This is a genomic window from Streptomyces anandii JCM 4720 (genome assembly GCF_014650655.1).
Lineage (GTDB): Bacteria > Actinomycetota > Actinomycetes > Streptomycetales > Streptomycetaceae > Streptomyces > Streptomyces anandii.
The window spans coordinates 83054-108365 of the sequence record NZ_BMVJ01000004.1 but is presented as its reverse complement, the minus strand read 5'-3'; the positions used below and the strand labels follow the sequence as shown (position 1 = coordinate 108365).

Sequence of the window (25312 nt, the reverse complement as noted above, 5' to 3'; positions counted from 1 at the left end):
TCACCGCTCCCTGACCAGTGCCGCGTACGCCCCGCCGCGCGCCACCAGCTCCGCGTGCCGGCCCCGCTCGACCACCTGACCGTGCTGGAGGACGACGATCTCGTCGCTGTCGCGCACCGTGGAGAGCCGGTGGGCGATGACCACGCAGGCGCATCCGCGCCGCCGCAGGTTGTCCATCACCACCAGCTCGGTCTCCGCGTCCAGCGCGCTGGTCACCTCGTCGAGCACGAGGATGCTCGGCCTGCGCACCAGCGCGCGGGCGATCTCCAGGCGCTGGCGCTGCCCGCCGGAGAAGTTGCGCCCGTCCTGCTCCACGCGCGCGTGGATGCCGCCGGGCCGGCGCGCGACGACGTCGTACAGCGCCGCGTCCTTCAGCGCCTCCACCACCGCCTCGTCCGGGACGGAGGGGTCCCACAGCGCCACGTTGTCGCGGACCGTGCCCTCGAAGAGGAACACGTCCTGGTCCACGAAGGAGACGGACGCGGCGAGCGCCCCGCGCGGGATGTCCTCCAGCCGCTGCCCGTCGATGCGGATCACGCCCTCCCAGGGGGCGTACAGGCCGGAGATGAGCCGGGAGACGGTGGACTTGCCGCTGCCAGAGCCGCCGACCAGCGCGACCTGCTGCCCCGGCCCCACGGTCAGGTCGAAGCCGGTCAGCAGCGGCTTGTCCAGCGGGCTGTAGCCGAAGGCGACGTTCTCCAGCTGGACATGGCCGTGCAGGCGGCGTGTGGAGTCGCCGGGCCCGGGGCGTGCGTAGAGCGGGTCGGTGCGGAAGTTCTCGACGTCTTTCAGCCGGGCCACGTCGGCGGCGAAGTCCTGGATGCGGCCCGCGACCCCGTTGAGCCGGGTCAGCGGGGCGGTGAAGCGGGTCACCAGCGCCTGGAAGGCCACCAGCAGACCGACCGAGATGTGCCCCTCGACCGCCCGCATCCCGCCGATCCACAGGATCAGCGCGCTGTTGAAGGTGGCCAGCGCCGGCGCGACCACGCCCAGCCAGGCGCCCGGCACTCCGAGCCGCTGCTGCTCCTCCAGCGTCGTGGCGTGCTGGCCCGCCCACCGCGCGAAGTAGCCGTCCTCGCCGCCGGTCGCCTTCATCGTCTCGATCAACTGCAGCCCGGTGTACGCGGTGTTGGTGAGCCGGGCGGTGTCCGCGCGCAGCTTCGCCGTACGGGTGGCGCGCAGCCGTACGACCACGCGCATCGCCACCACGTTCAGCAGGGCCACGCCGATGCCGACGAACGTCAGCTGCGGGTCGTAGGTGTAGAGCAGCACCGCGTACAGCACCACCACGACCGCGTCGACGCCCGCCGCCGCGAGGTCGCGGGCCAGCGTCTCGGCCACCTGGTCGTTGGACTGCAGCCGCTGCACCAGGTCGGCCGGGCTGCGCTGGGCGAAGAACGTCACCGGCAGCCGCAGCAGATGGCGCAGGAAGCGGGCCCCGCCCAGGGTGGAGGAGATGATGCGGCCGCGCAGCAGGTTGGCCTGCTGCAGCCAGGTCAGCACCACCGTGAGCAGCACGCACGCGCCCATCGACGCGAACAGCACGCCGAGCAGCGAGGTCTGATCGCCTATCAGGTACGTGTCGATGTAGGTGCGGCTGAGCGCGGGCACCGCCGCGCCCACCGCGACGAGCAGCAGGCTCGCCAGCATCGCCGCCGGCATGGTGCCCGCGGTGCCGCGCATCCGGGCCGGCAGGGCGCCCAGGATCCCCGGCTTGCGGCCGCCCTTGCTGAACCCCTCGCCGGGCTCCATCACCAGCACCACGCCGGTGAAGGAGGTGTCGAAGTCCTCCATGGGCACGAAACGGCGTCCCTTGCCGGGGTCGTTGACGTACACCCCGCGCCGCCCGAGGCGGCGGCCCATGCCGTCGTAGACGACGTAGTGGTTGAACTCCCAGAACAGGATGGCCGGTGCCGCGACCTCGGCGAGGGCGGCGGTGTCCATCTGCATGCCCTTGGCGGTCAGGCCGTAACCGCGGGCCGCCTTCAGCAGGTTGCTCGCGCGCGAGCCGTCCCGCGAGACACCGCAGGCGATGCGCAGCTCCTCCAGCGGCACATGACGGCCGTAGTGGCCGAGCACCATGGCGAGCGAGGCGGCGCCGCACTCCACGGCCTCCATCTGGAGCACGGTCGGGGTGCGTACGGTTCCGCCCCGCCCCTTGGGCACCGGCCGGCGGGGCGGCGGAGCGGCACGCCGGCGGCCGCGGGACTCCCGGGACCGCGGTGACTGTGGTGTCGGGGTCTCCCGTACGGCGCTCACGGCAGCAGCCAGTCGACGGGGCGCTGGTCGGCCAGGCGGACGGAGGCGGTGGCCATGGTCATGGAGTCCAGGTGGTACGGCGGTCCGTCCGTGGAGGACCAGCGGTAGCCGCTCCTGGTGGCGCCGGAGGCGTCGAGCCGTACGAGCACGGCGACGGGCCGTCCCTTCCTGGTGAACTGCTCGCCCAGTTGGGCGTCGCCGAGGAACGCGGCGATCTGCTGCGCCGACTGCGCCGAGCGTTCCACCGACTTCACATGACCGCGCAGCACCCCGTACCGCTGGGCGGGCACGGAGGCGACGGTGAGGTCGACGGGCGCGCCGGCGGGGATGGCGGCGGCGCTCTGGGCCGGCACGTACACGGTGGCGTAGAGCGGATCGGAGGCGTGGGCGGTCTTCTCGACGGCGGCGAGGTCCGCGCCGGTGGAGACGATCCGGCCGAGGCCGGCGGCGAGCGCGGTGACCCGGCCCGCGGCGACAGCGCGGACGACCCGCTCGCCCCGGTCCGTGCGCACCCTCAGCACGGGCGCGCCGGCGGCGAGGCGTTCGCCCTCCTCGGCGTAGACCGCGGTGACCTGGCCGGCGACCGGACTCTGCAGCAGGTAACTGCCCTGGCCGTGGGTCAGGACGGCCGGCGCCGAGACCGTGGAGGCCACCGAGCCCGTCACCGCCCACACGCAGGCGGCCGCCATCGCCACCAGCGTCACGGACAGCACGAGCCACCCCTGCGGGCGGGCGAGCCGCACCGGGAGGTCGAGCTCCTCCGGCGACTGGAGCTTGGCGAGGGCCTGCTGGCGGAACTGCACGGTCCATCCCTCAGATGTGCGGACGTACGGAGGGGGCGGGAGAGCGGGGAGCGGAAGGGTGCGCGCGGGGGAGCGGAAGGGTGCGCACGGCGGCACCCGGGAGTCCCGGAACCGGCATCCGGCTCCGGGACTCGGCGGCAACGCGGCTCGATCAGAGACCGGCGACCAGGTTGGTGACCGGGGCGACGTTCAGGCCGGTCACACCCTCGACGGTGCCGATGGCCGTGTCGGCCAGGCCGGACACCGGGGCAACGCCGTCCACCAGGCCGGTGGCGGTGCCCAGAGCGTTCACGGACAGACCGCCGGAGACGTTGTCGAGCTCGGCGTCGGAGATCTCGACGGTCTCAACCTGGGGGGTGGAGTTCATGATGGAACTTCCCTTCGTATGGATATCTCACAAGGGGGGAGCGGCCCCCTCTGGGGACAGGACGGCCGCGACCGCGGGCGCCGGACGCCAGATTCCCAAGCGCCCGGCGGGGGCCCCGCGGTGCGATGGATCAAAGCACGCCACGCGCCGGCGATTCCACTCAACCAGGGCTCTCACCAGGCAACTTATCGATCCGCCGACATCATCCGTGCAGGATCGGGCACGGCTTGCCAGCCACTTCTTCACATGCCGCACCGCATCGGCGCACCCGCCCCCTTGCCGCCCCGCGGCCGAATCCGGCACTTGTCGCCAAAGTCCTGCAGGGGGGCGCGCGATTGTGCAGATCCTCCGCACGCGGTGACCTCGTTGAGCAGTGAACGTGCAGATTCGCTGAAGCCGGGATTCCACTACCGGACCGCGACCGGGGGTTGTGGCGCGGTCGCGCTCCGTGACGCCGTGTGACGGCTCCTCAGCCGGCCGATTCGGTTCCCCGCACCGGGAGTTGGCGAAGGCGATTGAACGCCCCGCGCGGCACGTGCGTACCAACAGCCATCCAGGCGTCCCCGAAACCAGCCGCCGGACGGCGGCGCAGACCCCGTCCCCAGGAGGTCGAGAAGTTTGAGTCACAAGCGAATTCCGAAGCGCAAGGCCGCGATAGCGGCGGGCAGCGTGGTGGCCCTGGGCGCGGCGGCGATGCTGCTCCCCAACGCCATGGCCTCCCAGGACGGCGGCGCCGCGGACAACGCCACCCCCCGGACGTTCAAGGCGACGGACGCCTCCAGCCTCGCCGCGCAGCTCGCCAAGACCCTCGGTGACTCCTTCGCGGGCGCGTACTACGACGGCGCCAAGCAGCAGCTCGTGGTGAACGTGGTGGGCGGCGACAACAACAACGTGGTCGTACAGGCGAAGAAGGCCGGCGCCGCGGTCCGCCAGGTCGCCAACAGCACCGCGTCCCTGAAGTCGGCCGCGCGCACGCTCAAGGCCAAGGCCACCATCCCGGGCACCTCCTGGGCCGTCGACCCGCGCACCAACAAGGTCGTCGTCACCGCCGACAGCACGGTCACCGGCGCCAAGTGGAACAGACTCCAGTCCACCGTGCAGGGCCTCGGCTCGGGCATGGCGACGCTGAAGAAGTCCGCCGGCACCTTCAAGACCTTCGCCTCGGGCGGCGACGCCATCTTCGCCCAGGCCCAGGGTGGCACCGTGCGCTGCTCCCTCGGCTTCAACGTCACCGCCTCGGACGGCAGTCCGGCCTTCCTGACCGCCGGGCACTGCGGTGTCGCCGCCAAGCAGTGGTCCGACTCGCAGAACGGCCAGCCGGTCGCCACGGTCGACCAGGCCACCTTCCCCGGCAACGACTTCTCCCTCGTCAAGTACAACGACCCCAACACGCAGGCCCCGAGCGAGGTCAACGTCGGCAACGGGCAGACCGTGAAGATCACCCAGGCCGCCGACGCGACCGTGGGCTCGACGGTGTTCCGCATGGGCAGCACCACCGGTCTGCACAACGGCCAGGTGACCGGCCTCGACGCCACCGTCAACTTCCAGAGCGAGACCAACCCGGGCGGCGTCGACACCGTCAACGGCCTGATCCAGACCAACGTCTGCGCCGAGCCCGGCGACAGCGGCGGCTCCCTGTTCACCCAGGACGGCGGCGCGGTCGGCCTCACCTCGGGCGGCAGCGGTGACTGCACCCAGGGCGGGGAGACCTTCTTCCAGCCGGTGACCGCCGCGCTCCAGGCGACCGGAGCGACCCTCGGCGCGGGCAACGGAAACGGCGCGGGCAACGGCGCGGGCGCGGGCAACGGAAACGGCGCGGGCAACGGCGCGGGCGCGGGCAACGGAAACGGCGCCGGCAACGGAAACGGCGCCGGCGACCAGCAGGGTGGCCAGCAGCAGGGCGGTGGCCAGCAGGCCGGTGGCGACCAGTCGGGTGCGGGCACGGCGTCCCCCGGTGACCAGTCGGGCGCGGGCACGGCGTCCCCGGGCGACCAGTCCGGCGCCGGTGCCTCCGACCAGTCCGGCGCGTCCAACGGCTCGGGTGCGAACAACGGGTCCGGCGTGTCCAACGGCTCCGGGATCTCCCAGGGCGAGTGACGCCCCGGACCGGCGGTCCCTGAGGAGGGGGACCCCCAAGGGCCCCCGGGCCCGGCCGTCTCCCCTCGGCCGCCTCCCCCTCCCCAGCCACCGGCCGGCCAGACACCAGCGGTTCCCGGCCGGCCGGTGGAGCGGTCCGGTCCTCCGGCGGGAGGACCGGACCACTCCGTACGAACCTCGCGGGGACGGCTCCGCTCAGTCGTCCCCGCGAGCCCGCAGCAGCAGCACCGCCACGTCGTCGATCCGCTCCCGAGCGGCCGCCGAGTGGCGCACCAGGCAGTCGGCCAGCGCGCCCAGCGGCACGTCACCGGCCCGGCCGAGCCGGTCGCCCAGCTCCGCCAGCGAGTCCTCGATGTCCGTGCCCGGCGACTCCACCAGCCCGTCGGTGTAGAGGACCAGCACCGAACCGGGAGCCAGGTCCACCCGGGTCGTCGGATACGTCGCCGCCGCGTCGATCCCCAGCAGCGGCCCCCCGGCCAGGTCGAGCACCCGTACCCGGCCGTCCGGCCGTCTCAGCAGCGGCGGCGGATGCCCGGCCCTGGACATCACGGCACAGCTCTGTTCCGCGTCCAGCCGCAGGTAGAGACAGCTGGCGAACAGCTCCACCCCGAGGTCCATCAGCAGCCGGTTGGTGCTGCGCATGACCTCCTGCGGCTCCTGGCCGACCGTCGTGTACGCGCGCACGGCGGTGCGCAGCTGCCCCATCAGCCCCGCCGCCGTGACGTTGTGCCCCTGCACGTCCCCGATCACGGCGGCCGCCGTGGGCCGGGTGGGCACCAGGTCGTAGAAGTCACCGCCGATGTCCATGCCCTGGGTGGCCGGCAGATAGCAGGCGGCCGCCTCGAAACCCGGGACCGTGGGCAGCGAGTGCGGCAGCAGCGCCTGCTGCAGCCCGTGCGCCAGCCGGTGCTTGGCGTCGTAGAGCCGGGCCCGCTCCAGGGCCTGCGCGATCAGCCCGCCGAGGCTGGTGAGGACGGCACGCTCGTCCGCCGGGAAGGGATGCCGGTCGGTGTAGGCGAGCACGCAGGTGCCCACCGGCCGCCCGGAGGCGATCAGCGGCAGATACGCCCAGGCCGCGAACCCGTCCGGGATTTCCCGGCGCACCGGGTAGAGCCGCTCCAGCTGCTGCCGGCAGTCGAAGAACGCGGGCACCCCGGTGGACAGCACGTGTGCCCCCGGGGTCTGCGCGCTCAGCGGCATCCCGTGGAACCGTTCGACCGCCCCCGGCCCCCCGTAGCCGCGGTGCCCGAGCACATGCAGCCGCCCCGACTCCGAGCCGAGGATCACCAGGGCCTGGCTCCCCACGGCCGGGACGACCTCGTCCGCGAGCAGCCGCACCACGTCCTGCACGCCCACCGCCTCGGTCAGCGCCCCCGCCAGGCTCAGCACCCGCGAGATCGTCACCAGGCTCGACGGCCCCACAGCGGACGGCGGTGGGTTGCGGCCCAGCTCCGTCACCGCCCTGGCCCGGCTGATCCGCACGCTCAGGCCGGTGGTGCTCGGATACATGCGGAACGACAGCCAGTCGGCGGGCGGACGCAGCGCGACGAAGGAGGTGACCTGCTGGCTGATCAGCGCTCCCCGGTAGCGGTCCTCGTACATCGGGTCGTTCAGCCAGGGCACCGAGGCCCACAGCCGCGTGCCGAGCAGTTCACCCACCGGCAGGCCGAGCAGGTCGGCGGCGGCCGCGTTGGCGTACGAGACCCGGCCGTGCAGATCGAGCGAGGCCAGCCCGTACGGCAGCCGGGCCGCCATGCGGGCCGCCTCCACCGAGCCCAGCGTGCCGGCCAGCCCGCCGGACGGGGGCGTGGCGAGCAGATCGGGCTCCGCGAGCACCGGGCGGCTCTCCGCGGCGGCCCGCTCCAGCCGCAGCGCCAGCCGGTCGCAGGCCGCGCTCAGATGCTCCCGCTCCCAGTCGGACAGCACCGGCGGGTGCGATCCCGGCCAGGTCACGAAGACCGCACCGTACGCCGTCCGCGCGGTCGCCACGGGCAGCGCGGCCAGCGCGAAGGGGTACGGCAGCACCACCGCGATGCGCGGATAGCGGCGGGCCATCTCCTCCTCGCCGCCGACCCACACCAGCCGCCGCTCGCGCACCGCGCGGGCGACCGGGATCGGCGCGCTCAGCCCGACCCGCTCCCAGGGCGCGGCGAACGCCCTGGGCATGCCCGCCATGACCGTCATCTCCAGCACCTGCTGGTCGGGGGCGAGCAGGTACACCGCCCCGGAGTGCGCGTGCACCTCGTCCATCATCGAGGCCAGCGCAAGGGACAGCACCGGCCGGTCGACCGCCCGGCGGGCGCCCGCGGACGGCCGCCCGGACCACTGCCCCTCGGCCACGCCCACACCTCCTCGCCCGCCCGTGCGAAGGCCCCCCGGGTCAAGGCTCCACCCGGACGGCCCACGGCGCACGGCGAGCCGGAACTCCACGGAACCGTCACAGGGGCTGCGCAGGCGGCCGATACGCGCTGTAATGGCGAACGTGGTCAGTGAGGGCGCTACGGCACGCAGAACGAAGAGTCTGCGAGCCGAACTTGCCCTCAAGACGCTCACCTCCGAGCCGGCCACGAGCGACCGACTGCGCCGCGTCCTGGAGCAGGCCCTGGTCTTCACCGGCGCCGCCTTCGCCGCCGTCTACACGTGCGGAGAGGGCGGGGATCTGCTGTGCCTGACGGAGTCGGCGGGCGTGCCGCGCACGCTGTACGGACTGCGTGACGCCTATCCGCTGGCCGGCCGGTCCCCGGCCGCCGAGGCCCGCCGCACCGGGCGGCCCGTGTGGCTCGGTCCCGAGGAGCTCGCCGAGTGCGCGGACTCCCGCCGCATGCCCGCCGGGGACGTCTTCCTCGCCGTGGTCCCGCTCAACGGGCGCGAGGGCGGCTGCCTGGTCGCGGTCACCGAGAGCCCGGGCGGCTTCGACAGCGAGGACCGCGAGTGCCTCGAACTCGTCGCCCACGCCGTCGCCTGCCCCGCCCCGGCCGAGGCCGCGCACGGCGAGGAGCTGCCGCCGGGAGCCTTCAGTCTCGCCATGGACACCGGGCGGGTCGATGTCGGCGACGACATCCTGCGCCTGTTCGACATCGGCCGCAGCGACTTCGACGGCAAGGTCGAGACGCTGCTGTCACTGACGGTGCCCGAGGACCTGCCCTCGCTCATGTCCGTGGTCGAGGCCGACCACATGTCCATCGGCGAGCGCGAGCTGGAGTTCCGCATCCTCCAGCCCGACGCGCCGCCCCGGTGGCTGCGGCTGCGCGGCCGGCTGCTGCCCGGCGGCGAGGGGCGGCCCGCCCGCCTGGTCGGCACCGTCGCCGACGCCTCGACGATGCGGGCCGGCGGCGTCACCGACGTCACCCGCGTCCAGCGGCTCGCCGCCGCCCTGGCCACCGCCGGCACCGTCCGCGACGTCAGCCAGGCCGTGGTCGGCGCCCTGCGCAAGCCTCTGCAGGCCGACCGGATCGCCCTGGCGGAACTGGAGAACGACCGGCTCGTCGTCACCGTCCTCGACCCGCCCGAACCCGAGGCCTGGCCCGAGCTGTGGCGCCTGGAGTGGCGTACGGAATGGCCCGACGCGCCCGTGCGGGCCATGCCCACCCTCGCCGCCGCTCTGCGCGAGGGCCGCGCCCAGATCTGGCCCGCCGGGACCGACCTGGAGCCCGCGCTCGCCGAGGTCGGCCCCGGCGGACTCGCGGTCCTGCCGCTGTCCGCCGGCGGCCGGATGGCCGGCGCCTGCCTGATCGGCTGGGACACCCCGCACGACTTCGGCCCCGACGAACGCGCCCTGCTCACCGCCTCGGCCGGCCTCGCCGGCCAGGCCCTCATGCGCGCCCACGCCTTCGACGCCGAGCACGAACTCGTCGGCATGCTCCAGCGCACCCTGCTGCCCCGCCGCCTGCCCAAGCTGCCCGGCGCCGAGGCCGTGGCCCGCTACCTGCCCGCCACGGCGGGCCTGGAGGTCGGCGGCGACTGGTACGACGTCATCCCGCTGCCCGACAACCACGTCGCCTTCGTCATCGGGGACGTCCAGGGCCACAGCGCCGCCGCCGCCACCCTCATGGGCCAGATGCGCACCGCGCTACGCGCCTACGCGGCCGAGGGCCACCCCCCGGACGTGGTCGTCTCGCACGCCAACCGGCTCCTGCTGGAGCTGGAGACCGACCTGTTCGCCACCTGCGCCTACGTCGATGCCGACATGGAGGAGGGCACGGCGTGGTGCGTGCGCGCCGGGCACCTGCCACCGGTGCTGCGCCACCCGGACGGCAGCGTGGAGATCGCCGAGGCGGAGGGCGGCCCCCCGCTCGGGGTGCTGAGCCAGGCCGACTTCCCCATGACCCCGCTCAGGCTCCAGCCCGGCACCGTGCTCGCGCTGACCACCGACGGCCTGGTGGAGTCGCCCCAGGCCGACATCGACGACGGCATGAACCGCTTCGCCGAGGACCTGGCCGCCGTCGACCCCGCCCACCTCGGCCTGGTCGCCGACGCCCTGCTGACCGGCGCGGGCCGCAGCGACGACATCGCCCTGCTGCTCATGCGCTACGACGGTCTGGCCGTACGCCCGCTGCGGGAGAGCTGGACGGTGTGGCGGGTGCCCGAGGCGGTCCGGCACGCCCGCCGCTTCACCCGGCGCACCCTGCGCTCGTGGGGCGTCGGCGACGACGACATCGACGCCGCCCTGCTCATCGTCTCCGAACTGGTCACCAACGGCCTGGTGCACACCGACGGCCAGGTCCGCCTCGACATCACCCTCGTCAACCACCGCCTGCGCGTCGCCGTCGCCGACAGCTCGCCCCGCACCCCGATCAAGCCGACCAGCATCGGCTGGGAGGCCACCGGCGGACGGGGCATCCTCCTCGTCGAGGCCATGTCGGCGGCGTGGGGCAGCCTGCCGGTCAGCGGCGGCAAGCAGGTGTGGAGCGAGATGGTGCTGGGCCGCTGACCCGGCCGCCCCCCGGCGCACACCGCGGCCGACCCGCCACACGGGTGCGCCGCGCGCCCGCGACGGCAGGTCTGAGCCGCCGCCGGGCCCGCCGTGCTTAGGGTCCTGGGCTGTGTCGCACACCACCTTCGAAGAACTCGTGGCCAAGAAGCGCGCGGCCGACGAGGCCCACACCCGGGTCAAGCAGCTGCGCAGCACCTACGGTCCGCCCGCGCAGGCGCGCTGGACCGGAGCCCAGAGCGAGACCTACGAGACGGCGCTGCGGGCCTGGCGCGACCTGGACCGCGATCTGAGCACCGCCCTGAACGAGTACGCCGGCCAGGAGGGACGCCCGCGCACCGAGGTCGAGGGCGAGGTGGCCCGGGCGGCACGCGAGGGCGGAGAGGGCGCCGAGGCGTAGGCCGTGGCACCGGGCACGTATCCGGTGGCCGCGGCAGGGTACCCGTGGTCCATGGACACCACCCGGTACGAAGCACTCGCCGCGGGCTCGGCCTTCGGGATCGTCGTCATCGTCGTCGGCGGTCTGATCATCGCCGCCGCCCTGGTGTGGGCGATCGGTCTCGGCATCAAGGTCAAGCAGCGCGAGCCGAGGACCCCGCGCGGCGGCGAGCACCCCACGCTGCCCGAGTCCGGACCGGTCCACGAGACCCAGCAGCGGCGCGAGCCCGACGAGGTCCCCCGCGCCGAGGAGACCGGCCGCCGTCTGACCCCGCACGAGCTCAGCTCCTCCGGCAGCAGGCGCAGCGAGGACCAGTCACGCCCCCGTTGGGACGACGGCTCCAGCGGCTCCTTCGGCAGCGGCGGCACCGGGGGCAAGTGACCGGACCGGCGGTACGCGAGGGCCGTGACCGGACCGGCGCGGTCAGCGGCGGCGCCGTGTGCCCGTGAACACGAGCAGTGCCAGGGCCAGCGCCTGGACCGCGGCCACGACGGTGATCAGCAGCGGGACCGACACCCCGTACAGCGCGCCCGTCAGCGCCCCGCCCACGAGGCTCGCGCCGCCCACCACCCCCGCGAACACGCCGTACGCCGTCGCCCGTCGTCCCGGCGGGACCAGGTCGGCGACCGTGGCGCGCAGCGTCGACTCCTGCACGCCCAGCGCCGCCCCCCACACCAGCGACCCGGCCACCGCGACCGTGACCGCGTCCGTGAAGGCCAGCGCCGGTACGAGCGCGGCGAGCAGCGGCAGGACGACGAGCACGGCGGGCCCGTGCCGGTCGTAGAACCAGCCGGTCACCAGGGCGGCCACCGCGTCCACGGCCATCGCGGCCGCGTACAGCACGGGCACCCACGCCGGTGCCAGCAGATGGCGCTGGACCAGGTGGTAGGAGAGCACGCCGAAGGTGGCGAAGCCGGCGGTGGTGGCCGCGGTGAACGCCGCGTACGTCCAGAACGCCGTCGGCAGCCGCCTCGCCCGGGCGGCCGCACTCGCCGGGGTGGACCTGGTCGCCGGGGCCTTTGTCGCCTCCGGGGAGGCTTGTGCCCCGTCCTCGTAGCGGCGCGGGTCGGGCACCCGGCTCCGCAGCCACAGCAGCAGCCCGACCACGGCGACCCCGGGTACGGCGAGAACGCCCAGCGCCGGTCCGTAGGAGCCGCCCGTCAGCGCGAGGACCCCGGCGACGGTCAGCGGGCCGATCAGCGCGCCGACCTGGTCCATCGCCTCGTGCACGGCGAAGCCCCGGCCGCGTCCGGTCGCCGCGGTGGCGTGGGACAGCAGGGTGTCCTTGGCGGGTGAGCGCACCGCCTTGCCCACCCGTTCGGCGACCACCAGGGCGCACGCCGCCCACAGGGTGCCGACCACGCCGAGCGGCGGCACCGAGACGACGGTGAGCAGATAGCCGGAGATGGTCAGGGTCCAGAAGCGCCTGGTCCGGTCGGCCAGGGGCCCGGACACCAGCCGCAGCCCGAGGGCCGCCGCCTCGCCCGCGCCGGTGACCACGCCGACCACCAGCGCCGAGGCCCCGAGCGAGGACAGCAGCGGCCCGGTGACCGAGCGGGCGCCCTCGTACACGAAGTCCGCGAGCAGGCTGACGGTGCCGAACCACACCACGAACCGCCACGCGCCCATCCGGGCCCGTGGCGTCGTCCCGAGCTCGCCGGCCGGTTCCGTCTCCACGCCCGACAGTGTCCGCCACCGCAGGCGCCGGGCGGTACGCGGGGCGGGTTTGCGGCCCTCGCGCGAGGGGACCCGACCGCCGAGAACCGCACCGGACCGGACGCAGAAGGAAGATGAGGCGTCGTGACCGCCCACATCAGTGAGAAACCGGCAGTCGAGAGCCCCGAGACCGGCTGGGCGAAGGCCCGCCGGCTGCGGCGCGAGCACGTGCGCACCTGCGTACCGGCGGTCGGCGGCCGCGGCGGCCCGGACCGGGACCGCGTGGGCTCCGAGTCGAACATCGTGCGCGGCGAGGACTGACCCTCCCGAGCCTCAGCAGTGGGTCTTGGCCAGCAGTTCGAGGATCTCCGCGGTGGTGCCCGTCTCGCCCAGGCGCGGGAACACCCGTGCCACGGAACCCCGGTGGCCCTCCGCGTCCAGGTCGGACATGGCGTCCGTGGCGAGCGTGACGTGGTAGCCGTGCTCGTACGCGGCCCGCGCGGTGGACTCCACGCCGATGCTGGTGGCGATGCCGGTCAGCACGATCTGCGTGACGCCGCGCCGCCGCAGCTGCACGTCGAGGTCGGTGCCGTGGAAGGCGCCCCAGTTGTGCTTGGTGACGGTGATGTCGCCCGCGTGACCGGCGAGTTCGGGCACGATCACGTCCCAGCCCTCGGGCCGGCCGCCGCCGGAGCGCGGCGCCTCGGTGCGACCGGGCGGGACATCGCCGAAGTCCGGCGCGAAGGAGACCCGTACGAGGACGACGGGCAGATCGCGGGCGCGGAAGGCGTCGGCGAGCTCGGCCGTGCGGGAGACGACCTCGGTGCCGGAGTACGGCGCGGTCGGCGCGCCGACGATGCCGGCCTGGAGGTCGATCGCCACGAGGGCGGTGCGGGGGTCGAGGGCGGTGACTGCCATGGGGGGTCAGGCCTTTCGGGTTTCGCTCGAGTCCTGTGACTCTCGTGGTTCTTGCGGGTGTCGGGATCGCCGGGGCTCTTGTGGTGCGTGCGGGGGCCGGGATTCCGGCTGGGCCGCCGCAGGCACGGGGGCCGGGGGAGTGAGGCTCCGCAGGGTGCGGTCGGGCAGGACGGTCGCCAGGAGCAGCGTCGATCCGGCGACCATGAACAGGGCCAGGCCGTGCAGCCCGAAGGTGTCGGCGCGGTGCGGGAAGAACCCGGCCGTGGCGGCGGAGGCGCCCAGCGCGCCGAGGTACATGAAGGTGCGCAGCAGCCCGGCGGCCGACGCGATCCGCGCGGGATCGGCCTGCCGGTAGAGGGCGTTCTGGTTGGCCAGGCCGATCAGCCCCTGCGGCACGCCCATCACGACCCCGGCCACGAGCAGCATCCACAGGCCGCTGCCGGAGCCGACCAGCAGCAGGAACGCGCAGGCCGCGATCTGGACGCAGGCGCCCGCCACCAGCTTGGTCCGCACCGCCTCGCGGCGCCCGGTGAGGGTGGAGACGGTGAGCGCGGTGGCCGACAGCGGCAGCAGCACCAGTCCCGCGGTGGACGCGCCGAGCCCGCGCCCCTGCTCCAGCCACTGCGTGTAGCCGTACATGAAGGCGTAGGACGTGGTGTAGCCGAGGAACTGGCGCAGATACGTGACCAGCAGCGGCACGTTGCCGCCCAGCACCCGCAGGTCGACGAACGGCCGCGCGGTCCCGAGCTCCCGCAGGGCGAACGCGGCCGCCGCGACGGCGGCGAGCAGGGGCAGGTACCAATGGTCCGAGCGCGGGGCCATCAGGAACAGCATCAGCGCCACCAGCATCGCGGCGAACAGCACCATGCCGGGCAGGTCCACCTCACGGCGGTCGCCTGCGGCGGCCCGGGGCTCCCTGGGCAGGCGGAGGCCACCGAGGACCAGACAGGCCGCCGACAGCGGCACGTTGACGGTGAACACCGCGCGCCAGCCGCCGGCGCCGATCAGCAGCCCGCCGAGCGCGGGGCCGACCACCGCGACCGTCTGGTTGGCGACGGCGAGCGCGGTCAGCACACCCGCGGGGCTGTCCTGCCCGGTCCGTTCGGCCTCACGCCGGGTCAGCTGCATGGACGCCGGATACGCCGCCGAGGTCCCGAACCCCAGCAGCACCCGCGCCCCGATCAGCGCTCCGAGCGACGGCGCGAGCGCGCCCAGCAGACCCGCGACGCCCACCAGGGACGTACCCACGAGGTAGAGCCGGCGGGGACCGTACATGTCGACCAGCCGTCCGATGACGGGCTGTCCCACGGCGGTGGCCAGATACAGCGCCGAGACCAGCCAGACCGTCCGCGCCGGGGACGCGCCGAAGGCGGCACCGATCGGGACGAGGGCCACGGCGATCATGGAGGAGTTGACCGGGTTGAGGACCGAGCCGAGGACCATGGGGGCGATCAGCCGGCGGTCGAATCCCGCCGGCTTCGGCCGGTCCGCGCCGCGCGCGGTGCGGCTGGGCCGGGGTATCCGGGGGATCACGTGCGCGCCCCGGGGGTCGCGCGGGTCACGGGCGGGTCAGCCGATCCATGAGGGCGAGCGCCTCCAGGAGCGTGCGCCGTTCGGCCTCCGTGAACCGCTCCTCCAGGGCGCGGGCCAGCCACTCCGCGCGGACCTGCCGGTTGTCCTCGATGCGCTCGCGGCCGGTCTCGGTCAGGGTGACCAGCTGGCGCCGGCCGTCGTCGGGGTCGGGGCTGCGGCGGATGAGTCCGTGCTGCTCCAGAGCGGACAGCGTGGTCGCCATCGACTGCGGGCGCACGCCCTCGGCGGCGGCCAGGGCGCTGGCCGTGGCGGCCCCGTGCTTGCCGGCCAGGGTGAGCGCCGAGACCTGCGACGGCGTCAGGTCCTCGTCCTGCGCGACCTCGCGGATGCGCCGCCGCAGCCGGCTGAACACCACGCGCAGGTCGCGCGCGGCCCGGGCGGCGGAGGAGGAGACGCCCTCGGGCGCCTCGCCGGTCTCGTGATCCATACGGCCACCGTAGAACCGTAAGCCAAAACTGTCCAGCCCAGGCTGAACAGTTTTACCTGTAGATCATCCGGAGAGGTCCCGCGGGCTCGCCGGCAGTACGCTGACCTGGTGCGCCTGCTGCTGATGTCCGACACCCATCTCCCCAAGCGCGCCAAGCAACTGCCCGCGCCGCTGCTCGACGAGATCCCGCGCGCGGACGTCGTCTTCCACGCCGGGGACTGGGTCGACACCGCCACTCTCGACCTGCTGGAGAGCCGCAGTCGCCGTCTCGTCGGCGTCTACGGCAACAACGACGGACCCGCGCTGCGCGCCCGTCTGCCCGAGGTGGCCCACGCCGACCTCGGCGGGCTGCGCTTCGGCGCCGTCCACGAGACCGGGCCCGCCCAGGGCCGCGAGGCACGCTGCGCCGCCCGCTTCCCCGGACTGGACGTCCTGGTCTTCGGGCACAGCCACATCCCCTGGGACACCACCGCGCCCTCCGGGCTGCGCCTGCTCAACCCCGGCTCGCCCACCGACCGCCGCCGCCAGCCGTACTGCACCTACATGACGGCCACCGTCGACGGCGGCCGGCTCACCGAGGTCGAACTGCACCGGCTCCCGCCACGCCGAGCGACGTAGGAGCCGGCGGGTCCCTGCGCGCCGCCGATCCGGACGGGAGTGTCAGACCCCGGTGGTACTCGTGGAGTCATGGCTGACACACCGGCAACGCTCCTGAGGCGGGTCGTCGGCCCGGCCCGGCCCACCGGCTCGCCCCGCACCGTCCTCGTCGTGATGTGCGCCGGGTACTTCCTGGTGCTGCTCGACGTGACGATCGTCAACGTCGCGCTGCCCCGGATCGGTTCGGGCCTCGGCGCGGACATCGGCGGACTCCAGTGGGTCGTGGACGGCTACGCGCTTGCGCTCGCCGCGCTGATGCTGACCAGCGGCACGGCGGGCGACCGTTACGGTCACCGGCGTGTCGTGCTGGCCGGGCTCGGCGTCTTCGGCCTGGGCTCCCTCGCCTGCGGACTCGCCCCGGACGTCGCCGTGCTGGTCGCGTCCCGTGTCGTGCAGGGCACGGGGGCCGCCCTGCTGCTGCCGGGCACGCTGGCCATCATCGGGCAGGCGTTCCCGGACGAGCGCGGGCGGGCGCGGGCGATCGGGGTGTGGGCGGGCATCGGCAGCCTGGCCCTGCCGGCCGGTCCGCTGCTCGGCGGACTGCTCGTCGACGGGCTGGGCTGGCGCGCGGTCTTCCTCGTCAACGTGCCGATCGTGCTGGTGGCCCTGGTGTGCTCCGCGGCCGTCGTGCGCGAGAGCCGCAGCGCCGACACCCCGCCCCTGGACCTGCCCGGACTGCTGCTGGGAGCGCTGCTGCTGCTCGCCACGACGTACGCCTTCGTCCAGGGCGGACGGTCCGGGGCCGGCGCCCCGCGGGCCGTCGCCGCCGGGGTGGTCGCGGTGGTCGCCCTGGTCGCGCTGTGCGTCGCCGAGGCACGGCGCGGGGAGGCAGCGATGCTGCCGCCCGCGCTGCTGCGGCGGCCCGCTTTCGACACGGCCAACGCCGCCGCCGGAATCATGAACCTGTGCACGCTGGGCGCGCTGTTCGTGCTGATGCTGTTCCTGCAGTCCGTGCAGGGCCGTTCCGCGCTGGGCGCCGGTCTGGCCGTCGTCCCGCTGTTCGCACCGCTCGCGTTGATCGCGCCGTTCGGCGGGCGGATCACCAGCCGGATCGGGGCCCGGCTGCCGGCCGCCGCCGGACTGCTGTGCGCCGCCGCCGGCCTGGCCCTGCTGGCCCGCGCCCAGCCGCACTCCGGCTACGCGGTGCTGCTGCCGGCCTTTCTGCTGTGGGGCACCGGCCTCGGCATACTCACCCCCGCCGTCGTGGCGGCCGCCGTCGCGGCGGTGCCCGCCGACCGCTCGGGGCTGGCCTCCGCCGTGAACAACACCGCGCGCCAGACCGGCGGAGCCATCGGCATCGCCGTGGCCGGCGCCGTCGCCGGACAGCCCGGCGACCAGGCACAGTTCGTACGGGGATTCCACGCGGTGGCGCTCGGCTCGGCGGGCCTCTACGCGGCCACCGTGCTCCTGGTGCTGGCGCTGCTTCCGGGCGCGCTGCTGCCGGGCGTGCGGCTTCCGGGCAGGCGGTGACGGGCGGCCGCGCACAGCGGAGGGCGACCCCGACGGGGCCGCCCCGGGATCACACTTCCCTTTCTCATTCCCGACTTCTGGACGAGATCCGGGCCACCGCTCCGTGCGCGGAGGCGGCCCGGGCGCTGCGATGGTGCGCTGTCACGGACCTCCTTCCAGCGGGGATGTGCGGCACATGTGCTGCAGAGGCCATGCATGCCTCATCCGTTGATGCGCCGCCTACCCGTCCCGGACACGCCGCACACCATCCCGGCCGACAAAACCGGGAGGAATCTATGGAAATCCTTGCACGCAGGCCACCCCAGGTCACCTGCCCCGCAGGCGGCGCACCGCCACCACCAGCAACACCACCGCGGCGGCCGCGCCGCCCGCCACCGCCACGCGCTTGGCGACCGGCCCACCGGCGGTGCGCAGCAGGTCGATCGGCTCGGCGGGGGCGTACGCGGGCGGCTGGGCGCGGGTGCCGACGGCGGGCTTCTCGGCGGCCTCGGCGGACGTCTCGGTGCCCGCCTCCGGTGCGGCACCGGCGCCCGCCTCCGTCACGGCACCGGCGCCCGCCTCCGTCACGGCACCGGCGCCCGCCTCCGGCGCGGCTTGCGCCGTCGGTTCCGCGAGCCGCGCTGCCAGGCAGTTCGCGAACTGGCCCACCAGGCGGTCGCCCACCTCCGCCATCACGCCCCGCCCGAACTGCGCTGGCCGGCCGGTCACCTGCAGATCGGTGCGCACCGACACCGCCGTGGTGCCGTCGCGCTCCTCCAGCGTGCCCGTGACGGTGGCCCGGGCGGTGCCCTGTCCCCGGGTCTCGCGGCCGCTCGCGGCGAGCACCATGCGGTGGGCCGCCTCGTCCTGCTCCTCGAAGACCGCCGTCCCCTTGTAGGTGACGGTGATCGGCCCCAGTCTGACCTTGACCGAGCCGGTGACCTTCTTGCCGTCGTACTCCTCGACGGTGGCCCCCGGCAGACACGGCGCGATCCGCTCGATGTCGAGGAGCGCCCGCCAGGCGTCGTCGACCGGGACGGGCACGGTGAATTCGTGGTGCAGCTCCATCTCTTCCTCTCCTCCTCGCCACTCGGCCTCAGGCGGAGCCTGCCGTGTGGATGGCTCCGGCGGTCGCGGTCAGGGGCTGCCCCGTGCCGCCCCAGCGCAGCGCGACGATCTCGGCCGCGACGGACACGGCCACCTCCTCGGGCGTACGGGCGCCGAGGTCCAGCCCGACCGGCGAGCGCAGCCGGGACAGCTCGGCGTCGGTGAGGCCCGCCTCCACCAGCCGCGCGAGCCGGTCGTCGTGGGTACGGCGGCTGCCCATCGCGCCGATGTACGCGGCGGGGCGGCGCAGCGCCTCCTCGAGCAGCGGCACGTCGAACTTGGGGTCGTGGGTCAGGACGCAGATCACCGTGCGCTCGTCGGTGTCCGTGCCGCGCAGATAGCGGTGCGGCCAGTCCACGACGACCTCCACGGCGTCCGGGAACCGCTTCGGCGTGGCGAACACCGGCCGGGCGTCGCACACCGTGACGCGGTAGCCGAGGAACGCGCCGATCCGGGCCACCGCGGCCGCGTAGTCGATCGCGCCGAACACCAGCATCCGTGGGGGCGGGGCGAAGGAGTGCAGGAAGACGGTGACGGCGTCCTCCCTGCGCTCACCGTTCGCCCCGTAGTGCCGTGTGCCCGTGGCGCCGAGGGCGAGTTCGCCGCGGGCGTCGGCGGTGACGGCGACGTCCAGTCCGGGCGCGCCCAGGCTGCCCACGACCGTGTGCGGCCACACCGCGAGGGTCGCCCCGCGCGGCGCGGGCCCGTCGACCACGGTCGCCAGGGTCACCGGTTCGCCGGAGGCGACCGACGCGGCGACCGCGCCGAAGGCGGGATCGGACTCGTGGGTGACGGGACGGACCAGCACGGTGATCTCGCCGCCGCAGGTGAGGCCGACCGCGAAGGCGTCCTCGTCGCTGTAGCCGAAGGTCGCCAGGCGCGCCTCGCCGCTCGCCACCACCTCCTGGGCCAGCTCGAAGACCGCGCCTTCCACACAGCCCCCGGACACGCTGCCCGCCACCTCGTCGTCCGGGCCGACCGCCATCGCCGCGCCGGGGTCGCGCGGCGCGCTGCGGCTGACCGAGACCACCGTGGCCAGCCCGAACGGAACCCGAGCCGCGTACCACCGCTCCAGCACGGGCAGAATCTCACGCACGCCGCACTCCTTCCCGCACACGTCCACCGGACAGCCCCGGCCGCCCCCCACCGCCCGGCGCCCACCCGCTCACGGCAACCGCCCCGAAGCCCGCGGCGCCGTCGTACCGTCTTTGGAGCGGCCCTTGTCAGGTCCGCGGGTGCCCCCGGGGTCCGCGCCCGTGTCCGCTCCCCGTACCACCGCCGCCAGATGTTCCAGCGCCGCCAGGCTGTGGCCCTCCACGAAGGCGTCCACACTCGGCAGGGCGCCGGCCATGCCGGCGGCGAGCGGGGCGTAGCCGGGGCGGGCCTTGCGCGGGTTGGCCCAGACGACGCGGTGCGCCAGGCGGTGCAGGCGCCGCATCTGCGCGGCCAGCAGCTCGGGGTCGCCGCGCTCCCAGCCGTCCGACAGCAGCACCACCACGGCCCCGCGCGCCATGCCCCGCTGCCCCCACCGGTCGAGGAACTCCCGCAGCAGCTCGCCGAGCCGCGTGCCGCCGCGCCAGTCGGGCACCGCCTCGGCGACCGAGGCCATCGCCAGGTCCGGGTCCCGGTGCGACAGTTCCCGCGTCACCCGGGTCAGACGGGTGCCGATGGTGAACACCTCCGTGCGCTGCCCGCGGGCCGCCGCGTGGGCGAAGCGCAGCAGCGCGTCGGCGTACGGCGCCATGGACCCGCTGACGTCGACGAGCAGCACCACCCGCCGGGGCCGCTCGGCCCGGGCGTGCCGCCGCAGCAGCGCGGGCTCGCCGCCGCGCCGCAGCAGCTCCCGCACCGTGCGGTGCGGGTCGACCCTGCCGCGCCGGGCCGGCCTGCGGCGCGCGGTGCGCCGCGGCTGCCCGCGCAGCGCGAACGCGGCCAGCAGCCGGTGCACCTGCGCCCGCTCGGCGGCGTCCAGGTGGGCCACGTCGCGATGGCGCAGGACCTCCACCGAACTGGCCAGCGATGCGGTGGGCGGCCCCTGCCGCTCGCCCCGGGGGCCGTCGGGCCGCGGCCCGGCGGGGGCCTCCCGCAGGGTGAGCCGCATCCGCGGCGGTACGAGTGTCCGCGTCGGCCGGGTGGGGGCCTCCCCGGTGCCGAAGTAGGCGGCGAAGACCCGGTCGTAGCGCTCCAGGTCGTCCCGGTCGCCGCACAGCGTGAGCCGCCCCGCCCAGTACACGTCCGCCCGGACACCGGGCCGCAGGGCGTCCACCGCCCGCAGGAAGGTGTGCGCGCGCTCGGGGCTGGTGTCGGCGCCCGCGGCGCGCAGCGCCCGCGCGAAGCCGAGCAGCACGGCGTCCGCCCGGAGCCGTCCGGCCGGTTCGGGGTCCGTGCCCGCCACGGCGCTCACGCCCCCCGCGCCGCGAGGACCGCCGCGAAGTCCAGACCCCGGGCCCGGTCGGTGTCCTCGCGGTACTTCAGGACCGAGCCCAGGGTGGCGACCGCGAGCTCCGCGTCGACCTCGCTCGCGCCCAGCGCGTCCAGCGCGCGTGCCCAGTCCAGCGTCTCCGCCACCCCGGGTGGTTTGAGCAGGTCCTCCGCGCGCAGCGCCTGCACCAGCGCGGTCACCTGCTCGGCCAGCCGGGCCGACACCTCGGGCAACCGCCGCCGCACGATGGCCAGTTCGCGGGCGAAGCCCGGATGGTCGAACCAGTGGTACAGGCAGCGCCGCTTCAGCGCGTCGTGCACCTCCCGGGTCCGGTTGGAGGTCAGCACCACCACCGGCGGCACCTCCGCCCGCAGCGTCCCCAGCTCCGGGATGGTGACCTGGAACTCCGACAGCACCTCCAGCAGGAACGCCTCGAACTCGTCGTCGGCGCGGTCGATCTCGTCGACGAGCAGCACCGACGGCTGGGTCTGCAGCGCCTTGAGCAGCGGCCGGGCGACCAGGAACCGCCGGTCGTACAGCTCGCGTTCGAGCCGTTCGGCGTCCTTGACGCCGGCCGCCTCGGCGGCCCGCAGATGCAGCAGCTGACGGGGGAAGTCCCAGTCGTACAGCGCCTGCGAGGCGTCGATGCCCTCGTGGCACTGGAGCCGGATCAGCGGGGCGCCGAGCGCCTCGGCGAGGGCGGAGGCGAGCGCCGTCTTGCCGACGCCCGCGTCGCCCTCGCAGAAGACCGGCCGGTGCAGCCTGAGCGCCAGGAAGCAGGCGATGGCCAGCCCGTCGTCGACGAGGTACCCCGTCTCCTCCAGGCGGGCCCGCACCTGTTCGGGGCCGTCCATGGCGGTGATCGGCGCTCACCCCATCCCTGCGGCGGACAGGACCGCCCGCTTGGTGAGCACCCGCGCCAGGTGCGCCCGGTACTCGGGCGAGGCCGAGGCGTCCCGGGACGGCCGGGTGCCCTCGGCCGCCGACTCCGCGGCCCGCGCCACCGACCCGGCGTCCCCGGCCCCGGCCAGCGCCTCCTCGGCCGCCGTGGCGCGCAGCGGGGTGGCGCCCATGTTGGTCAGCCCGACCCGCGCCTCGGCGATGTGCCCGTTGTCGCGCCGTACGAGCGCGGCGACGCCCACCATCGCCCAGGACTGGGCGACCCGGCTGAACTTCTCGTACCGGAAGCCCCAGCCGTCCCGCTTCGGCACCCGGATCTCGACCAGGAGCTCGTCGGGGGCCAGGGTGGTCTGCAGGTAGTCGGCGAAGAACTCGCGGGCCGGGATCGTGCGCCGCCCGCCCGGCCCCTGGGCGACGAGCTCGGCGTCCAGAGCCAGCGCCACCGCGGGCAGGTCGCCGGCCGGGTCGGCGTGGGCGAGCGAGCCGCCGAGGGTGCCCCGGTGCCGTACGGCGGGGTCGGCCACGGCCTCGGTGGCCTGGGCCAGCAGACCGGCGTGCCGGCGCACCAGCGGGTCGTGGACCACGTCGTGGTGCGTGGTCAGCGCGCCGATCGCGAGCGTGTCGCCGTCCTCGCGCACCCCGCGCAGCTCCGGGATGCGCCCGACGTCGACGACCAGCTCGGGGAAGGCCAGCCGCAGCCTCAGCAGCGGCAGCAGGCTCTGCCCGCCGGCCAGCACCTTGGCGTCCTCGCCCGCGTCGGCGAGCGCGCGCACGGCCTCGTCGACGCCGGCCGGGCGTACGTAGTCGAATGCGGGGGGAATCATGCCGAGCCCTCCTTCCCGGCGGCCGCGGACCGCCTCGCCGACCGTGCCGCCTCCCAGACCCGCTCCGGTGTGCACGGCATGCGCACGTCGTGCACGCCGAGCGGCCGCAGCGCGTCCACGATCGCGTTGACGACGGCGGGCGTGGAGGCGATGGTGCCCGCCTCGCCGACGCCCTTGACCCCCAGCGGGTTGGAGGCCGCGGGCGTCTCGGTCCGGTCGGTGACGAACTCGGGCAGGTCCGGCGCCGAGGGCACCAGGTAGTCGGCCATCGTGCCGGACACCAGGTTGCCCTCCGTGTCGTACACCGCCTCCTCGTACAGAGCCTGCGCGATGCCCTGCGCCAGGCCGCCGTGCACCTGCCCCTCGACGATCATCGGGTTGACCACCCGGCCCACGTCGTCGACGCACACGTAGGACCTGATACGTGTCTGCCCGGTCTCGGTGTCGATCTCGACCGCGCACAGGTGTGTGCCGTGCGGGTAGGAGAAGTTCTCCGGGTCGAGGACATGCTCGGCGTTGAGGGTGGGCTCCATGCCCTCGGGCACGTCGTGCGAGGTGAACGTCTCGAAGGCGAGTTCCTGGATGGTCTTGCGGGCCTCCGGTGAGCCCTTGACGGAGAACACCCCGTCCCGGAACTCCAGGTCGTCCTCGCTGGCCTCCAGCAGATGCGCGGCGACCTTGCGCGCCTTGTCGACCACCTTCTCGGCCGCCCGGTGCACGGCCGCGCCGCCCACCACCAGCGAGCGGGAGCCGTAGGTGTCCATGCCCTGCGGGGCCACCTTGGTGTCGCCGTGCACCACCTCGACGTCCTCGAACGGCACGCCCAGCACGTCGGCGGCGATCTGGCTCCAGGACGTCACGTGTCCCTGCCCGTGCGGGCTGGTGCCGGTGACCACCTCGACCTTGCCGGTGGGCAGCATGCGGATGCTCGCCGCCTCCCAGCCGCCCGCCGAGTAGCGCAGGTCCCGCAGCACCCGGCTGGGGGCCAGCCCGCACATCTCGGTGTACGTCGACACGCCGATGCCCAGGCGCACGGTGTCCCCGCGCTCGTTGCGCTTGGCCTGCTCGGCGCGCAGGTCGTCGTAGCCGAACAGGGCGAGCGCCTTGTCGGTGGCCGCCTCGTAGTTGCCGCTGTCGTAGGTCAGTCCCGCGATCGAGGTGTACGGGAACTCCTCGTGCCGGATCCAGTTGCGCCGCCGCACCTCCACCGGGTCCAGGCCCACCTCGGCGGCCAGTTCGTCCATGGCCCGCTCGATGGCGTACGTGGCCTCGGGGCGCCCGGCGCCGCGGTAGGCGTCGGTGGGGGTGCGGGTGGTGAACACGCCCGTGCAGTTGAACTCGTAGGCGTCCATCTTGTAGATCGCCGGGTACATGAACGCGCCCAGGATCGGAATGCCCGGCGTGACCAGCATCAGGTAGGCGCCCATGTCGGCGAGCAGGTCCACCTTGAGACCGAGCAGCCGGCCCTCGGCGGTCGCGGCGAGCTCGATGTCCTGGATCATGCCCCGGCCGTGGTGGGTGGCCAGGTAGCCCTCCGAGCGGGACTCGGTCCACTTCACCGGGCGGCCCAGCTTGCGCGCCACCACCAGCGCGAGGGCCTCCTCGCCGTACACCTGGAGCTTGGAGCCGAAGCCGCCGCCCACGTCCGGGGCTACCACGCGCAGTTTGTGCTCGGGCACCCCGGTGACCACCGACAGCATGATCCGCAGGATGTGCGGGATCTGGGTGGCGGAGTACACGGTGTACTCGCCGGAGGCGGCGAGCGGGGTGACGACGACCGCGCGCGGCTCCATGGCGTTGGGGATGAGGCGCTGCTGTTCGTAGCGCCGCTTGACGACCACGTCCGCGCGCTGCCTGACGCTCTCGTAGTCCTCGCCCGTTCTCAGGGGCCAGACGTAGGCGCGGTTGGTGCCCTTGTCGGCGTGGACCAGCGGGGCGTCCTCGGCGAGCGCCGCTTCGAGGTCCAGTACGGGTGGCAGCGGCTCGTAGTCGACCTCGATCGCCTCCAGGGCGTCGGCGGCCGCGTACCGGTCGCGGGCCACCACCACCGCCACCGGGTCGCCGGCGTGGCGCACCTCGTCCACGGCGAGCGGCGGGTGGTCGGGCAGCACCATGTCCTCGGTGACGGGCCAGGCGCACGGCAGGGAGCCGAGGCCCTCGGCGAGGTCGCGGCCGCTGTAGGCGGCGACGACGCCGGGGCGCCCGAGAGCGGGGGAGACGTCCACGCGCTCGAGGCGGGCGTGCGCCATGGGGCTGCGCAGGATGGCCATGTGCAGCAGGCCCGTGACGGAGATGTTGTCGGTCCAGTTGGTCTGGCCGGTGATCAGCCGGGCGTCCTCCTTGCGCAGCCGGGCCCTGCCGACCTCGCGCTCGACGGCCTGGTCGGTCATGCCGTCACCTCCTGGGCGGACGTGCCGCGCCGCTCGTCGGCGGCCCCGGAGCCGTCGGTCTCCTCGGCGGCCGA

Annotated in this window: 21 protein-coding genes; 7 read left to right on the top strand and 14 right to left on the bottom strand. The window is 74.5% G+C overall.

All coding sequences use genetic code 11. The annotated features are described in order from the left end of the window. The 3 genes from IE249_RS09140 to IE249_RS09130 all read right to left on the bottom strand — a co-directional run bounded on the left by IE249_RS09140 (position 1) and on the right by IE249_RS09130 (position 3429). Positions 1-2166 (bottom strand): NHLP family bacteriocin export ABC transporter peptidase/permease/ATPase subunit, encoded by a 2166-nt coding sequence (locus tag IE249_RS09140; protein ID WP_189704275.1) that lies wholly within the window; start codon positions 2164-2166, stop codon positions 1-3. 89 nt (positions 2167-2255) lie between these two features. Next, a complete protein-coding gene (locus tag IE249_RS09135) occupies positions 2256-3062 on the bottom strand; it encodes a biotin/lipoyl-containing protein (protein WP_189704274.1) in 807 nt (268 codons plus the stop codon). A gap of 151 nt (positions 3063-3213) precedes the next feature. Beyond that, entirely contained in the window at positions 3214-3429 is a 216-nt protein-coding gene (locus IE249_RS09130) for a type A2 lantipeptide (protein ID WP_189704273.1), read from the bottom strand. Positions 3430-4047: 618 nt separating this feature from the next. Between IE249_RS09130 and IE249_RS09125 the strand changes: the two genes are divergently transcribed. After that, the gene (locus IE249_RS09125; protein WP_229857905.1) at positions 4048-5526 is read left to right on the top strand and encodes a S1 family peptidase; all 1479 of its coding nucleotides are present in this window, start codon (positions 4048-4050) and stop codon (positions 5524-5526) included. 195 nt (positions 5527-5721) lie between these two features. Here the strand turns inward: IE249_RS09125 and IE249_RS09120 are convergent, their stop codons facing one another. Next, positions 5722-7866, bottom strand: coding sequence for a SpoIIE family protein phosphatase (locus tag IE249_RS09120; RefSeq protein WP_189704272.1), 2145 nt, complete (start codon positions 7864-7866; stop codon positions 5722-5724). 133 nt (positions 7867-7999) lie between these two features. Between IE249_RS09120 and IE249_RS09115 the strand changes: the two genes are divergently transcribed. The 3 genes from IE249_RS09115 to IE249_RS09105 all read left to right on the top strand — a co-directional run bounded on the left by IE249_RS09115 (position 8000) and on the right by IE249_RS09105 (position 11276). Continuing rightward, on the top strand, positions 8000-10456 hold the full coding sequence (locus IE249_RS09115; RefSeq protein ID WP_189704271.1) for a SpoIIE family protein phosphatase: 2457 nt from the start codon (positions 8000-8002) through the stop codon (positions 10454-10456). A gap of 112 nt (positions 10457-10568) precedes the next feature. Further along, on the top strand, positions 10569-10856 hold the full coding sequence (locus tag IE249_RS09110; protein WP_189704270.1) for a hypothetical protein: 288 nt from the start codon (positions 10569-10571) through the stop codon (positions 10854-10856). A gap of 51 nt (positions 10857-10907) precedes the next feature. After that, complete coding sequence (locus tag IE249_RS09105) at positions 10908-11276, top strand: DUF6479 family protein (protein WP_189704269.1); 369 nt, start codon at positions 10908-10910, stop codon at positions 11274-11276. A 42-nt stretch (positions 11277-11318) separates the two neighbouring features. Here the strand turns inward: IE249_RS09105 and IE249_RS09100 are convergent, their stop codons facing one another. Next, on the bottom strand, positions 11319-12572 hold the full coding sequence (locus IE249_RS09100) for an MFS transporter (RefSeq protein WP_229857902.1): 1254 nt from the start codon (positions 12570-12572) through the stop codon (positions 11319-11321). A gap of 123 nt (positions 12573-12695) precedes the next feature. Here IE249_RS09100 and IE249_RS09095 point away from each other — a divergent pair, with 123 nt between their 5' ends. After that, on the top strand, positions 12696-12872 hold the full coding sequence (locus IE249_RS09095; protein ID WP_189704268.1) for a hypothetical protein: 177 nt from the start codon (positions 12696-12698) through the stop codon (positions 12870-12872). Positions 12873-12884: 12 nt separating this feature from the next. On the opposite strand, the gene IE249_RS09090 is transcribed toward IE249_RS09095, so the two are convergent. From IE249_RS09090 to IE249_RS09080, 3 genes are read right to left on the bottom strand one after another with little or no spacing between them, the layout of a single operon-like run. Further along, positions 12885-13469, bottom strand: a complete 585-nt coding sequence (locus tag IE249_RS09090; RefSeq protein ID WP_189704267.1) for a hydrolase — start codon at positions 13467-13469, stop codon at positions 12885-12887. Positions 13470-13475: 6 nt separating this feature from the next. Continuing rightward, positions 13476-15002, bottom strand: a complete 1527-nt coding sequence (locus IE249_RS09085) for an MFS transporter (protein ID WP_189704266.1) — start codon at positions 15000-15002, stop codon at positions 13476-13478. Positions 15003-15027: 25 nt separating this feature from the next. Beyond that, a complete protein-coding gene (locus tag IE249_RS09080; RefSeq protein WP_189704265.1) occupies positions 15028-15489 on the bottom strand; it encodes a MarR family winged helix-turn-helix transcriptional regulator in 462 nt (153 codons plus the stop codon). A gap of 108 nt (positions 15490-15597) precedes the next feature. On the opposite strand from IE249_RS09080, the gene IE249_RS09075 reads away from it, so the two are divergent. Continuing rightward, complete coding sequence (locus tag IE249_RS09075; protein WP_189704264.1) at positions 15598-16107, top strand: metallophosphoesterase family protein; 510 nt, start codon at positions 15598-15600, stop codon at positions 16105-16107. Between the two features lie 69 nt (positions 16108-16176). Beyond that, positions 16177-17616: an MFS transporter gene (locus IE249_RS09070; protein ID WP_229857899.1), complete on the top strand. Its 1440-nt coding sequence runs from the start codon at positions 16177-16179 to the stop codon at positions 17614-17616. Between the two features lie 306 nt (positions 17617-17922). Here the strand turns inward: IE249_RS09070 and IE249_RS09065 are convergent, their stop codons facing one another. The 6 genes from IE249_RS09065 to IE249_RS09040 form a co-directional block, all read right to left on the bottom strand. Next, positions 17923-18663 (bottom strand): SRPBCC family protein, encoded by a 741-nt coding sequence (locus tag IE249_RS09065; protein WP_189704263.1) that lies wholly within the window; start codon positions 18661-18663, stop codon positions 17923-17925. Positions 18664-18691: 28 nt separating this feature from the next. Then, positions 18692-19798, bottom strand: coding sequence for an XdhC family protein (locus IE249_RS09060; protein WP_189704262.1), 1107 nt, complete (start codon positions 19796-19798; stop codon positions 18692-18694). Between the two features lie 69 nt (positions 19799-19867). Beyond that, a complete protein-coding gene (locus tag IE249_RS09055) occupies positions 19868-21097 on the bottom strand; it encodes a vWA domain-containing protein (protein WP_373304365.1) in 1230 nt (409 codons plus the stop codon). Positions 21098-21102: 5 nt separating this feature from the next. Next, positions 21103-21978 carry an AAA family ATPase gene (locus tag IE249_RS09050; protein ID WP_229857896.1) on the bottom strand — a complete coding sequence of 292 codons (876 nt, stop codon included), beginning with the start codon at positions 21976-21978 and terminating at the stop codon, positions 21103-21105. A 15-nt stretch (positions 21979-21993) separates the two neighbouring features. Further along, positions 21994-22848, bottom strand: coding sequence for an FAD binding domain-containing protein (locus IE249_RS09045; protein WP_189704260.1), 855 nt, complete (start codon positions 22846-22848; stop codon positions 21994-21996). Beyond that, on the bottom strand, positions 22845-25238 hold the full coding sequence (locus tag IE249_RS09040) for a xanthine dehydrogenase family protein molybdopterin-binding subunit (protein ID WP_189704259.1): 2394 nt from the start codon (positions 25236-25238) through the stop codon (positions 22845-22847). The genes IE249_RS09045 and IE249_RS09040 overlap by 4 nt, the downstream gene beginning before the upstream one ends. Positions 25239-25312 lie beyond the last annotated feature (74 nt).

Coding starts and splice junctions, on each gene's coding strand:
- IE249_RS09105 (WP_189704269.1), top strand. CDS start 10,908: ATGGACACCACCCGGTACGAAGCACTCGCCGCGGGCTCGGCCTTCGGG.
- IE249_RS09115 (WP_189704271.1), top strand. CDS start 8,000: ATGGCGAACGTGGTCAGTGAGGGCGCTACGGCACGCAGAACGAAGAGT.
- IE249_RS09045 (WP_189704260.1), bottom strand. CDS start 22,848: ATGATTCCCCCCGCATTCGACTACGTACGCCCGGCCGGCGTCGACGAG.
- IE249_RS09080 (WP_189704265.1), bottom strand. CDS start 15,489: ATGGATCACGAGACCGGCGAGGCGCCCGAGGGCGTCTCCTCCTCCGCC.
- IE249_RS09130 (WP_189704273.1), bottom strand. CDS start 3,429: ATGAACTCCACCCCCCAGGTTGAGACCGTCGAGATCTCCGACGCCGAG.
- IE249_RS09065 (WP_189704263.1), bottom strand. CDS start 18,663: ATGGAGCTGCACCACGAATTCACCGTGCCCGTCCCGGTCGACGACGCC.
- IE249_RS09040 (WP_189704259.1), bottom strand. CDS start 25,238: ATGACCGACCAGGCCGTCGAGCGCGAGGTCGGCAGGGCCCGGCTGCGC.
- IE249_RS09050 (WP_229857896.1), bottom strand. CDS start 21,978: ATGGACGGCCCCGAACAGGTGCGGGCCCGCCTGGAGGAGACGGGGTAC.
- IE249_RS09070 (WP_229857899.1), top strand. CDS start 16,177: ATGGCTGACACACCGGCAACGCTCCTGAGGCGGGTCGTCGGCCCGGCC.
- IE249_RS09090 (WP_189704267.1), bottom strand. CDS start 13,469: ATGGCAGTCACCGCCCTCGACCCCCGCACCGCCCTCGTGGCGATCGAC.